This window comes from Actinoplanes sp. NPDC021490 (assembly GCF_055562135.1).
The window spans coordinates 505,346-517,569 of sequence record NZ_JBVHFW010000004.1 but is presented as its reverse complement, the minus strand read 5'-3'; the positions used below and the strand labels follow the sequence as shown (position 1 = coordinate 517,569).

General features: G+C 71.0%; 11 protein-coding genes and 1 pseudogene. 2 read left to right on the top strand and 10 right to left on the bottom strand.

The window, feature by feature from the left end:
* Nucleotides 1-13: 13 nt before the first annotated feature.
* From ACZ3I4_RS14170 to ACZ3I4_RS14155, 4 genes are read right to left on the bottom strand one after another with little or no spacing between them, the layout of a single operon-like run.
* On the bottom strand, nt 14-1,528 hold the full coding sequence (locus ACZ3I4_RS14170) for an RsmB/NOP family class I SAM-dependent RNA methyltransferase (RefSeq protein ID WP_465382439.1): 1,515 nt from the start codon (nt 1,526-1,528) through the stop codon (nt 14-16).
* Nucleotides 1,483-2,409 (bottom strand): methionyl-tRNA formyltransferase, encoded by a 927-nt coding sequence (gene fmt / locus ACZ3I4_RS14165; protein ID WP_465382438.1) that lies wholly within the window; start codon nt 2,407-2,409, stop codon nt 1,483-1,485. Before fmt ends, ACZ3I4_RS14170 begins: the two co-directional genes overlap by 46 nt.
* 4 nt (nt 2,410-2,413) lie before the next feature.
* Nucleotides 2,414-2,971: a peptide deformylase gene (def, locus tag ACZ3I4_RS14160; protein ID WP_465382301.1), complete on the bottom strand. Its 558-nt coding sequence runs from the start codon at nt 2,969-2,971 to the stop codon at nt 2,414-2,416.
* Between the two features lie 36 nt (nt 2,972-3,007).
* Entirely contained in the window at nt 3,008-4,276 is a 1,269-nt protein-coding gene (locus ACZ3I4_RS14155; protein ID WP_465382437.1) for a cytochrome P450, read from the bottom strand.
* A 244-nt stretch (nt 4,277-4,520) separates the two neighbouring features.
* On the opposite strand from ACZ3I4_RS14155, the pseudogene ACZ3I4_RS14150 reads away from it, so the two are divergent.
* Together ACZ3I4_RS14150 and ACZ3I4_RS14145 are read left to right on the top strand one after the other, a co-directional pair.
* Nucleotides 4,521-4,817, top strand: a pseudogene (locus tag ACZ3I4_RS14150) (primosomal protein N' family DNA-binding protein); the annotation flags it as partial.
* Between the two features lie 333 nt (nt 4,818-5,150).
* Nucleotides 5,151-7,019, top strand: a complete 1,869-nt coding sequence (locus ACZ3I4_RS14145; RefSeq protein ID WP_465382436.1) for a primosome assembly protein PriA — start codon at nt 5,151-5,153, stop codon at nt 7,017-7,019.
* Between the two features lie 224 nt (nt 7,020-7,243).
* Here the strand turns inward: ACZ3I4_RS14145 and metK are convergent, their stop codons facing one another.
* The 6 genes from metK to pyrF form a co-directional block, all read right to left on the bottom strand.
* Nucleotides 7,244-8,434 (bottom strand): methionine adenosyltransferase, encoded by a 1,191-nt coding sequence (gene metK / locus ACZ3I4_RS14140; RefSeq protein ID WP_465382300.1) that lies wholly within the window; start codon nt 8,432-8,434, stop codon nt 7,244-7,246.
* Between the two features lie 75 nt (nt 8,435-8,509).
* Complete coding sequence (gene coaBC, locus ACZ3I4_RS14135) at nt 8,510-9,724, bottom strand: bifunctional phosphopantothenoylcysteine decarboxylase/phosphopantothenate--cysteine ligase CoaBC (protein ID WP_465382299.1); 1,215 nt, start codon at nt 9,722-9,724, stop codon at nt 8,510-8,512.
* Between the two features lie 252 nt (nt 9,725-9,976).
* On the bottom strand, nt 9,977-10,240 hold the full coding sequence (rpoZ, locus tag ACZ3I4_RS14130; RefSeq protein WP_015623990.1) for a DNA-directed RNA polymerase subunit omega: 264 nt from the start codon (nt 10,238-10,240) through the stop codon (nt 9,977-9,979).
* Between the two features lie 13 nt (nt 10,241-10,253).
* Nucleotides 10,254-10,853, bottom strand: coding sequence for a guanylate kinase (gene gmk, locus ACZ3I4_RS14125; protein ID WP_465382298.1), 600 nt, complete (start codon nt 10,851-10,853; stop codon nt 10,254-10,256).
* A 32-nt stretch (nt 10,854-10,885) separates the two neighbouring features.
* The gene (gene mihF / locus ACZ3I4_RS14120) at nt 10,886-11,203 is read right to left on the bottom strand and encodes an integration host factor, actinobacterial type (RefSeq protein WP_020517554.1); all 318 of its coding nucleotides are present in this window, start codon (nt 11,201-11,203) and stop codon (nt 10,886-10,888) included.
* 184 nt (nt 11,204-11,387) lie between these two features.
* Nucleotides 11,388-12,218, bottom strand: coding sequence for an orotidine-5'-phosphate decarboxylase (pyrF, locus tag ACZ3I4_RS14115; RefSeq protein WP_465382297.1), 831 nt, complete (start codon nt 12,216-12,218; stop codon nt 11,388-11,390).
* Nucleotides 12,219-12,224: the final 6 nt, after the last annotated feature.

Below are 12,224 nucleotides of genomic sequence, written 5' to 3'. Positions count from 1 at the left end.
GCCGCTCCCCGCATCAGCTCGTTCTGCGCAGGACGGCCAGGAACATGGCGTCGGTGCCGTGGCGGTGTGGCCAGAGTTGCACCGTCGGACCGGAGCCGAGACCCGGCATGCCCGGCGGCAGCAGCGGCCGCGCGTCCACGAAGTCGACCTCGACCCCGCTGCGGCGCGACCCCTCGGTCACCGTCACCTGCGTCTCCACCATGTGCGGTGAACACGTCACATAAGCCACCACGCCGCCCGGCCGCACCGCCCGCAGAGCCGCGACCAGCAGTTCCCGCTGCAGCTTGGTCAGCGGTGGCAGGTCGGCCGGCTGACGGCGCCAGCGCGATTCGGGCCGCCGCCGCAGCGAGCCGAGCCCGGTGCACGGCGCGTCGACCAGCACCCGGTCGAACGACTCCTCCGGCAGGTCGGGATCGCGGCCCACGGACCGCCCGTCCATCGGCAGCACGGTCACCGGCATGCCCTCGGTGGCCTGCTCGACCAGGCGGGCACGATGCTCGGCCACCTCGACGGCGGTCACCTCGGCCCCGCGGCTCGCGGCGATCGAGCCCATGAGGCCCGTCTTGCCACCCGGCCCGGCGCACAGGTCGAGCCAGCGGGTGTCCTGTCCCTCGATCGGCGCGGCCAGCAGCGCCGCCGCCACCAGCTGGGAGCCCTCGTCCTGCACGTGCGCGCGGCCGTCCCGGATCGCGGCGAGCTCACGCGGGGACCCGCCGTTCAGATAGACCGCGTACGGCGAGAACGCCCCCGGCACGCCGCCCACCTCGTCGGCCAGGTCGACCGCGTCAACCCGGCCCGGACGAGCGCACAAGTGCACGACGGGCGGCTGGTTGTCCTCGATCAGCAGCCGAGTGGTGTCGGCAAGGTCGTTACCGAGCGCCTCGGAGAACGCCCGGATGATCCACTCAGGGTGGTTGTAATGCACCGCGAGATTGCCGACCGGGTTGGTCTCGTAGTCGGGCGCGAGCCGCTCGAGCCACTTTTCCAGCGGCGTCTCGGCGATCGTGCGCATTACCGCGTTCGCGAACCCGGCCGCCCCCGGCGCGACCGAGCGCACCAGGTCGACGGTCTGGTTGACGGCGGCGTGCGCGGGCACGCGGGTGTGCAGCAGCTGATAGGCGCCCAGCCGCAGCGCGTCACGGGCCGGCGGATCGATCCGGGACACCTCGCGCCCGGCCGCGTCGGCGACGATCAGGTCGAGCGTGCCCAGCATGCGCAGCGTCCCGTACGTCAGCTCGGTCGCGAACGCGGCATCCCGCCCGGCGAGCGCCATGCCACGTAAGATCTCGGGCAACACCAGGTTGGCGTACGCATCGTCGCGGTGCACAGCGGCAATGGCCTCGTACGCCGCCTGACGCGCCGGATCCGACGGTGGACGTCCACCCCGCGGCGCCCGCCCCGAGCGTGCGTCCCGGTCGAACCCCGGTCCTCCGGGCCGCCTCGGCCGCCCCGAACCGTGCGGCCGTCCTGCCTTGTGGTCGGTCACTGGAGCTTCTCCCCCGGCTGGATCCGCAGGCCGCGAGCCCAGTCGGTCGCAGCCATCGGCTTCTTGCCCGCGGCCCGGACCTCGCCCAGCGCAACCGGCGTGGTCGCCGTGCCGACGAGCACCTGCGACCGCTCGACGAGCAGGCTACCCGGCTCGAGTTCCGGCCCGTTGGCCACCGGCTTGACCGGACCGAGCTTGAGCCGGTCGTCACGCAGAGTCGTCCACGCGCCCGGCGCGGGCGTGCAGGCCCGGATGCGCCGGTCGACCGCGAACGCCGGATCGCCCCAGCGAATGTGCGCGTCTTCCACCGTCAGCTTCGGCGCCAGGCTGATGCCGTCGGCCGGCTGCGGGTGCGCCCGGGCCGTGCCCGCCTCGATCGCGTCGAGCACCGCGACGAGCAGGCCCGCTCCCTCGGTGGCGAGTCGCCCGAGCAGGTCACCGGAGGTGTCGGTGGGCCGGATGTCCTCGGTCAGCGTGCCGTAGACCGGACCGGTGTCGAGGCCGGCCTCGAGCTCGAAGACGCTCGCGCCGGTGACCTCGTCGCCGTGCAGGACGGCGTGCTGCACGGGGGCCGCGCCACGCCACGCGGGCAGCAGCGAGAAGTGCAGGTTGACCCAGCCGTGCTTCGGGATCTCGAGTGCGCTCGGCGGCACCAGCGCGCCATAGGCCACCACGGGCACGCAGTCGGGCGCCAGCGACCGCAGGCGCTCCTGGAACTCGGGCTCGCGCGGCTTCTGGGGCGTGAGCACCTCGATGCCGCGCTCATCGGCCCACGCGGCGGCGGGCGAGCGCACCAGGCGACGGCCCCGACCGGCGGGAGCGTCGGGACGGGTGACGACGGCGAGCAGTTCGTGACCCGAGGCCGCGATCGCGTCGAGGCTCGGTACGGCGACGGCCGGGGTGCCGGCGAAGATCAGGCGCATCCCGTCACCGCCCCAGACCGAAGAGGCCACGACCGTGCGGGCTCTCCTTGATCGTCGGCGGCTTGCCCGCGTCGTACCACTCCGCGGCCCGGATCTGCTTCATCGCGTCCTTCCGGGAGGCGGTGTCGAGCCGGTCGAGGAACAGCACGCCGTCGAGATGATCGGTCTCGTGCTGCACACAGCGCGCCATCAGCCCGGTGCCGACGATCTGGATCGGGTCGCCGTGCTCGCTGAATCCGGCGGCCACGACGTTCTGCCGGCGCTTGGTGTCGATGTAGATCCCCGGGATCGAGAGACAGCCCTCCGGCCCGTCCTGCTCCTCGTCGTCGGGGAACGACAGCACCGGGTTGATGATGTGCCCCACGACGTCGTCCACGTCGAACGCGAAGACCCTCAGGCCGACCCCGATCTGGGGAGCGGCCAGGCCGGCGCCGCCCTCCTCGAGCATGCTGTCGGTCAGATCCTTGACCAGGGTGCGCAATTCCTTGTCGAAGTCGACGACGGGATCGGCCGGCGTCCGGAGCACCGGATCGCCGAACAGACGGATGGACTGGACGGTCACGCGGTCAGACTCCTGACATCTCGGCTCGGCACCTGACTAGTCTACGGAGTGCCTCGGAGCAGGCACGGTTTGCGTCACGCCACCCGTCCCCGGCGTGCTCACCGTCACGTTCGCCGGCGTGCCCAGCGTCACCGGCAGCGAGGACCACCCCCGCAGATTCATCCTCGGCCGCCGTGCGGGCGGCCCGGCCGATGCCAGCTCCGGGAAGCGCCGCAGCAACGCGGGCAGCGCGATCTGCGCCTCCAACCGAGCCAGCGGCGCGCCGAGGCAATAGTGGGCGCCAGCGCCGAACGACAGCGGCGCGTTGCCCGGCCGATCCGGATCGAAAACGCCGGGGTTGTCGAAGCGCTCCGGATCACGGTTGGCCGCACCGAGCAGCAGCACGAGCTCCGCGTCCGCCGGCAGCTCGGCCCCGCCGATCACCACGGGCCGTGTCGTGTAACGCTCGGTCAGCTGCACCGGCGAATCGATCCGCAGCACCTCCTCCACACAAGCCGCCGCGAACCCCGGGTCGGCGCGCAGCCTTTCCCCGTACGCCGGGTGGTCGAGCAGGAGCACGATGCCGTTGCCCAGCAGGTTGGTCGTCGTCTCGAACCCGGCCACCAGCAGCAACGTCAGGTTGCCCATCAGCTCCGCGCCGGTCAGCTGCTCACCACCGGCGTCGTGCGCCGCGGCGAGGGCGGTCACCAGGTCGTCCCGCGGCTCCCGGCGGCGCAGCCCTACGAGGTCGTCGAAGTAGTCCTCGAGCTCGAGCGCGGCCTCGTGCGCGAGTCGCCTGTCCTCCTCCGTCCAGCGCACCTCGAGCACAGCGGTAAGCGCCTCGGCCAGCCGCCGGAACTGCCCCCGATCGGCCGCCGGCACCCCGAGCAGGGCCGTGATCACCGCGATCGGCAACGGATAGGTCAGGTGGGTGACCAGGTCGACGACCCCGCCCTCGGACTGCCCGGGCAGCGCCTCGATCGCCTCGTCGACCTGGGCCGCGATCACCTCGCGCAGCGCGCTCACCCGGCGGGCCGTGAACACACCGGCGGCGAGGCGGCGCATCCGGGTGTGTTGCGGCGGGTTCGTGCGCAGCATCGAATCGGCGAACAGCGCCACGGCCCGGTTGTCACGCCAGTCGGACCACTGGCTGTCGAGGCGCCCCGCGTCGTAGGCCTCCATGCCCGGATCCCGCAGCACGGCGTCGACCGCGGCATAGCCGGAGACGAAGTAGTAACCCTTGCCCGCCCGCACCACCGGACCGTGGCGGTGCAACGCCTCGTAAGCCGGGACGGGATCGTGATTGGCGCGCGGGTCAAGCAGCATCGCGACCGCCTTGGCGGCATCCGCCGGGCCCTCGTTGGTGATCGTCACCACTACGTTCCGCCTCCCCGGTTCCATCGTGGATCTGCTCGTTCGATGCGCCCACGGTAGGGGCTGGGGCGCAGGCCGGCGTCAACCCAGGGTTCGAATTCGGAATCGACCCGTGGGTTGACGCCACAGCGACGCGATTCGGCCAGGATCTGGGAGCGACCAGGAATGTCGGAGGGGGCGGGCAGAATGTTGGGCGATGGCGACAAAGGGTGGACGCAGCGAACGGGTGCCGGCGGAGCGGCTTCCGGTGGCCCGCGTGTGTGTCGACGTGCCTCTGGCCCACCTCGACCGCCCCTTCGACTATCTGGTGGCCGCGGCCGACGACGAGGCGGCCCAGCCCGGCGTGCGGGTGCGGATCCGCTTCGCCGGCCAGCTGATCAGCGGGTTCCTGCTGGAGCGGGCGGAGACCTCGCCCCACGGCGGCAAGCTGGCCTATCTCGACAAGGTGGTCTCGCCCGAGCAGGTCCTCGACCCCGAGGTCGCCCAGGTGGCCCGGGCCGTGGCCGACCGCTACGCGGGAAACATGTGCGACATCCTGCGCCTGGCCGTCCCGCCTCGCCACGCCCGCGTCGAGGCCCAGGCCGCGAAGTCCGCCGAGTCCGGCAAGTCACCGGGTGAGAGAGACGACACCAGCCCGCCACCCGACGGCGATCCGGATGAGCGCGTGGGTGAGGGCGCCGACGGACAGCCGCCGCCGACCGAAGCAGCGCCGGGCACCGGCCCCGCCGCGAACACTGCCTTCGGGCCGGGCGCCGGCGTCGACGCGCTAGGCACCGAGAAGGGTCACACCGCACCGTCGGCCGCGCGACCGGTCTCGAGGGCCGAGGTGGCCGCGCTCAGTGACTCGACGCCGGGTCCCGGTTCCGACACGGCGCTCGACGCGGCTCCCTCCGGCGACGTTACAGCGGTTGACGCGGCTCCCTCCGGCGACGCCACGGCGGTCGGCGCGGCTGCCTCCGGCGACGCCACGGCGGTCGACGCGGCTCCCTCCAGCGACGCCACGGCGGTCGACGCGGCTGCCTCCGGCGACGCCACGGCGGCCGCCACGCCGAGCGCGGCGGCCCACCCGACTGCCGCACAGCCAACCGAACCACCCCAGACCACCACGGGCGCCGGAGGCGGTGCCGGGTCGGCGGCCGGTGACGAGGCCGGGGGGTGGGGGAAGTACGTCGCGGGGCCGGCATTTCTGCGGGCGCTGACCGAGGGGCGTAACGCTCGCGCGGTGTGGGGGGCGCTGCCCGGGGAGGACTGGGCCGCTCGCATCGCCGAGGCCGCTGAGGCGACCGTGCGCAGTGGACGTGGTGTGGTCATCGTGGTCGCCGATGCGCGGGACCTCGATCGGGTGGATCGGGCGCTTGGGCAGGCTCTCGGGCCGGGGCGTCATGTGGCTCTCAACGCGGCGTTAGGGCCCGCCGAGCGTTATCGGCGTTTCCTGGCCGCCAGCCGTCACCAGGTTCCGGTGGTGGCCGGCACCCGGGCGGCCATGTGGGCTCCGGTGGCGAAGCTGGGGCTGGTCGTGATCTGGGACGACGGCGACGATCTGCACGCCGAGCCGCGGTCGCCCTATCCGCACGCCCGTGAGGTGCTGCTGACCCGGGCCCAGTTGGCTGACAGCGCGGCGCTGGTGGCCGGGTTCGCTCGTACGGGCGAGGGGCAACTGCTTCTCGAGACCGGCTGGGCACGCGAGATCAGCGCCTCCCGGGACGTGCTCCGCGCTCACGCGCCGGCGATCGCTCCCACCGGGGACGACCCGCAGATGGCCCGCGACCCGGCCGCCGCCACTGCCCGGCTGCCCAGCCTGGTGTGGGAGACCGCTCGGCAGGCGCTGAAGGCGGGCGCGCCCGTGCTGGTTCAGGTGCCCCGGCGCGGCTATCTGCCGGCGATCGCCTGCAATGACTGCCGGACGCCGGCTCGCTGTCCACAATGCGCGGGACCGTTGGGTCTGCAGGGTGCTCGCGAGGTTCCCACCTGTCACTGGTGTGGCCGGGCGGCCGCCGCTTATGCGTGTCCGACGTGCGGCAGTCGTCGGCTGCGGGCCTCGATCACCGGCGCCCGCCGTACGGCCGAGGAGCTGGGCCGCGCCTTCCCGGGCTCCCCCGTGCGCACCTCGGGCCGCGACGAGATCCTCGACACAGTGCCCGACGAACCGGCCGTCGTGGTCGCCACCCCCGGCGCCGAGCCGGTCGCCAAAGGCGGATACGGCGCCGTCCTGCTGCTGGACGCCTGGGCTCTGCTGACCCGCTCCGACCTGCGCGCGGCCGAGGAGACCATGCGGCGCTGGCTGAACGCCGCCGCCCTGGCCAAGCCCGCCCCAGCCGGCGGCCGGGTGGTCGTGGTGGCCGACGGTTCGCTGGCCCCGGTGCAGGCGCTGATCCGGTGGGACCCGGCGTGGTTCGCCCTGCGTGAGCTGACCGAACGCCGCGAGCTCTCGTTCCCGCCCGCCTCGCGCATGGCCAGCCTCACCGGCAAGGCCGAGGCGGTCGCCGAGTTCCTGTCCATCGCCCGGCTTCCGCCCGACACGGAAGAGCTGGGTCCGGTCCCGGCCGACGACGATCAGGAACGCATGCTGCTGCGGGTTCCCCGCTCGCAGCTGGCTCCGCTGTCCCGGGCGCTGCATGAGGCGGCCGCGGTCCGGAGCGCCAAGAAGGCCCCGCTCACCGTCCGGATCGAGATCGACCCGTCCGCCCTCTTCTGAGGCTCCCGGACCAAGCTGCGCGAAGCGCAGGGCAAAAAACCCGCGCAGACACGAGAGACCACGCGGGCACGGGAACGCGGAGACCGAGACACTACGGGCACGCAACACCGCGGGAACGCCAGAACGCGCAAACGCGAAACCGCGCGTACGTGGGGCGCGCGACCGCTGCAAAGCAAGCGGCGCCCCCGCGAGATATCCGCGGGGGCGCCGAACGGCTGCGGCTGTCAGGCGGCGGCGTTCTTCAGGTCCTGGGCGCGCTCCGTGCTTTCCCACAGGAGCTCGGGGATCTCGCGGCCGAAGTGGCCGTAGGCCGCCGTCTGCTGGTAGATCGGGCGCATCAGGTCGAGGTCGCGGATGATCGCGGCCGGGCGCAGGTCGAAGACCTCGTTGATGGCCTTTTCGATCCGCTCGACCGGCACGTTCTCGGTGCCGAACGTCTCGACGAACAGCGACACCGGGTGGGCCTTGCCGATGGCGTAGGCCACCTGGGTCTCGCAGCGCTCGGCCAGGCCGGCCGCCACGACGTTCTTGGCCACCCAGCGCATCGCGTACGCCGCCGACCGGTCCACCTTGGACGGGTCCTTGCCGGAGAACGCGCCGCCGCCGTGCCGCGCGTAACCGCCGTAGGTGTCGACGATGATCTTGCGGCCGGTGAGGCCGGCGTCGCCCATCGGGCCGCCGATCTCGAAGCGGCCGGTCGGGTTGACCAGCAGGCGGTAACCCTCGGTGTCGATGCCCAGGCCCTCGATCTCGGGCGCGATCACGTGCTCGCGGATGTCGGGCGTGAGCAGCGACTCGAGCGAGATGTCGGCCGCGTGCTGCGACGAGACGACGACCGTGTCGAGGCGTACCGGCTTGAGACCGTCGTACTCGATCGTGACCTGGGTCTTGCCGTCGGGCCGCAGGTAGGGAATCGTGCCGTCCTTGCGGGCGGACGACAGCCGGCGGGCCAGGCGGTGGGCGAGAGCGATCGGCAGCGGCATCAGCTCGGGCGTCTCCGAGCAGGCGAAGCCGAACATCATGCCCTGGTCGCCGGCGCCCTGGGCGTCGAGCACGTGCTCGCTGTCACCCTCACGCAGCTCGAGCGCGCTGTCGACACCCTGCGCGATGTCGGGCGACTGCGAGCCGATCGAGACGCTGACGCCGCAGGACGCGCCGTCGAACCCCTTCTTCGACGAGTCGTATCCGATCTTCAGAATCGTGTCGCGCACGATGCTCGGAATGTCGGCGTAGGCCTGGGTGGTGACCTCGCCCGCCACGTGCACCTGGCCGGTCGTGATCAGGGTTTCCACCGCGACCCGGCTGCGAGGGTCCTGCGCCAGCAGGGCGTCGAGAATGCCGTCGCTGATCTGGTCAGCGATCTTGTCCGGGTGGCCTTCCGTGACCGACTCGGAGGTGAACAGGCGGCGTGCCACGGTGCTCCTCAGATTTGTCGAATACAACGTAACGCGGAAGTGTAGTCACCGCGCCTGACCGGAGTCGTCTGGGTGCTACGCCGTCCCATCGTCCGCGACCTGGCGTTCCAGGAGCGTGACGACATGGTCGTAAATCATATCGGCCACATCGTCTTTAGGGAGTTCGGCGTAACCGGCCGTGCTTCCGTCGGCCCCGAGCAGAGTGACCTCGTTGTGATCGGCACCGAACACACGGTCCACTCCCACCTCGTTAACGACGATCAGGTCGGCGCGTTTCTTGATCAATTTCGCCCGGGCGTGCTCGATCGCGTCGTGCGTCTCGGCCGCGAAGGCCACCAGGACCTGCCCGGGTCGTTTGCTCGCGCCCAGTTCGGCGGCGATGTCCGGGTTGGTGACCAGCGCGATCGGCGCCGGGCCGTCATCGGTTTTCTTGATCTTTTCTTCGGCCACGGTGGCCGGGCGGAAGTCGGCGGGAGCGGCCGCCATCACGACCACATCCGCGTCCGCCGCCGCCTTGATCACCGCCACGCGTAACTCCTCGGTGGTTCCCACCCGCACGAGATCCACACCTGCCGGCTCGGGCAAAGTCACGTTGGCCGCGATCAGAGTCGTCCGCGCGCCCCGAGCCGCAGCGATCTTGGCCAGCGCATAGCCCTGCTTGCCGGACGACCGGTTGCCGAGAAAACGCACCGGATCCAGCGGCTCCCGCGTCCCGCCCGCCGTGACCACGACATGACGCCCGGCCAGATCAAGATCAAGACCACGCTTCCGTACGCGTCGTGCCAGCTCCCAAATCTCCGAGGGGTCGGGCAGACGCCCCTTGCCGGTGTCCTTCCCGGTCAGCCGGCCCACGGCCGGCTCGATCACCACCGCGCCGCGGGCCCGCAGGGTGGCGACGTTGGCCTGGGTGGCCGGGTTGTCCCACATCTCCGTGTGCATGGCCGGCGCGTAGACGATCGGGCAGGTCGCCGTCAGCAGCGTGTTGGTCAGCAGATCGTCGGCGATGCCGTGCGCGGCCTTGGCCAGCAGATCGGCGGTCGCCGGGGCCACCACGACCAGCTCGGCCGCCCGCCCGATGCGCACGTGCGGCACCTCGTGCGCGTCGTCCCACACGTCGGTCGCCACCGGCTGCCCCGACAGCGCGGCCCAGGTCGGAGCGCCCACGAACTTGAGCGCCGAGGCGGTCGGCACGACACGCACCCGGTCACCCGACTCGGTGAACAACCGAAGCAATTCACAGGCCTTGTAGGCGGCAATGCCCCCGCCCACCCCGAGCACCACTTCTGTCACCGCGGACCCCTTCCGAGCGCTGTCGGGACCAACGCTAGCCCGCCGGGGAGATCCACGCGGACCGGACCCGGGAGCTGTGGACAACGGCGGCCGGGTTGTCCACAGGCCGGAGGTGAACAACGGCGGACCAGGCTGTCCACAGGCCGGAGGCGGACAGCAAAGATCCCGCGCCCGATTGCGGGGCACGGGATCGATGGGACCGCGCGGGCGCGGCGTTGGACCGGCGGGCGAACGCCGGTCAGGCAGCCCGGGTCACGGGTTGTCGGTCGCCTCGGCGGTCAGAAGGCCGGCGTTGATCTCGCGCATGGCGATCGAAAGCGGCTTCTCCTGCGGCGTGGTCTCGACCAGCGGGCCGACGTACTCGAGGAGGCCCTCACCGAGCTGGCTGTAGTAGGCGTTGACCTGGCGGGCGCGCTTAGCCGCGAAGATCACCAGCGAGTACTTCGACGAGGTCTTGTCGAGCAGCTCGTCGATGGGCGGGTTGGTGATGCCTTCGGGGTTCGCGATGGTTCCCACTGTTCAAAAATCCTTAGTGTTCTGGGGCTTGCGCCGGCGTCAGAAACGATGAACCGAGCAATCCTACCAGCTCATCGGCGGCCCGCTCGACGAAGTCGTTGACGACCGTACGGTCGAACTCCTTCTCGGCCGCCAGTTCCTCGTCCGCGTGAGCCAGCCGGCGCCGGATGGTTTCCTCGTCGTCGGTGCCCCGCCCGATCAAGCGGCGCTTGAGTTCTTCGACGCTGGGCGGGGCCAGGAACACGAGCTGGGCGTCGGGCATCGTGGCCCGCACCTGCCGCGCGCCCTGCAGGTCGATCTTCAGCAGCACCGGCCGGCCCTGCGAGATCCACCCCTCGACCTGGGCCCGGGGTGTGCCGTAAAGATTGCCGGCGAACTCGGCCCACTCGAGAAGCTGACCGCCGTCGATCAGCCGCTGGAACTCCGGGCGAGTCACGAAGTGGTAGTGCTCGCCGTCGGTCTCGTAGTCGCGCATCTTCCGCGTCGTCACCGACACGGAGAGCTTGATCCAAGGCGAGCGCGCCCGGATCAGCTCGATCACGCTGTCCTTGCCGACCCCGGAGGGGCCGGACAGGACGGTGAGGCGGGCTGCCGGGCGCGCGTCGTCATCCATGCTCACAGGCTCATTCAACACGAGCCCATGAGTCAGTTCGCAGCGAACTCCCCCAGGAGGGCCTTGCGCTGCTGATCGCCGAGACCGCGCAGCCGGCGGCTGTCAGCGATCTTGAGCTTCTCCATGATCTGGGTTGCGCGGATCTTGCCGATGCCCGGCAGCGCCTGAAGCACGGCCGAGACCTTCAGCTTGCCGACGACCTCGTCCTCCTCCGCGCGGTCAAGCACAGCGGCGAGGGTGGTCTTGCCGGACTTGAGCTGTTCCTTCAGCTCAGCCCGAGCCTTGCGAACTTCCGCGGCCTTCTCCAGCGCGGCAGCGCGCTGTTCGGGGCTCAGTGACGGGAGCGGCACCAGTTCTCCTCAGGTCCCTATCGCGCCGTAATCAAATACCGGCGCTTCTGTGAAACGTGGTGTGCCAGGGAACCAAAGGGGCATGTGGTTCCTGGCGCCGGGAAAACTAGCGGTCAACGGCGCTTTCGGCAACGTGGGGGTACCCCTGACCCGGCTGTCCGGCGGCCTGATAAGCAGGCGCGTTTCACCCGAGAGCGGTCTCACACTCCGCCACGGCGCGCTCCGCGGCGGCCCGCAGTTCGACCACGCCGGGTCCCGCCGCGAGGACTTCCCGTGAGTACGACGGCAGCACGTTGCGCAGGCTTTCGCCGAAGACGGATCGCAGGTCGGAAGGGGTCGCGCCCTGCGCGCCGAGCCCCGGAGCGAGCAGCGGACCGTTCACTCGGGACAGATCGTGGCCGGTATCGCCGATCGTCGCTCCGATTACCAGCCCGTGGCTTCCGAGAGGCTCCGCACCCGCGTTGAGCTGGGAAATCTCGTCAATCACGGTCTGCGCCACGGTCTTCTGGCCGGCAGCGACAGCATGCTGGACGGTCGGTCCCTCCGGATTGGACGTCAGGGCCAGGACAAACACTCCGCCGCCGTTGGCCGCCGCGACGTCGAACGCCGGCTGCAACGAGCCCACTCCGAGGTAGGGACTCACAGTAATCGCGTCGGCACACAGCGAACTCGCTGGATCCAGGTAGGCGTTCGCGTACGCGGCCATCGTCGAGCCGATGTCACCCCGCTTCACGTCGAGAAGAACCAGCGCACCGGCCTCGCGGCACTGTCGGATAGTTGACTCAAGAATTCCGATGCCACGTGACCCAAATCTCTCGAAAAACGCGGACTGCGGCTTGAGCACGGCCACCCGATCGGCCAGGGCCTCGACCACCGTACGGGCGAAACGTTCCAGGCCGGCGATGTCGTCCGAGAGCCCCCACCTGGTCAGCAGGGCGGCGTGCGGATCGATGCCGACACAGAGCCGGCCCCGCTTTTCCGTGGCCTCCGTGAGGCGCTTGCCGAAGGTCTCCATAGCGGC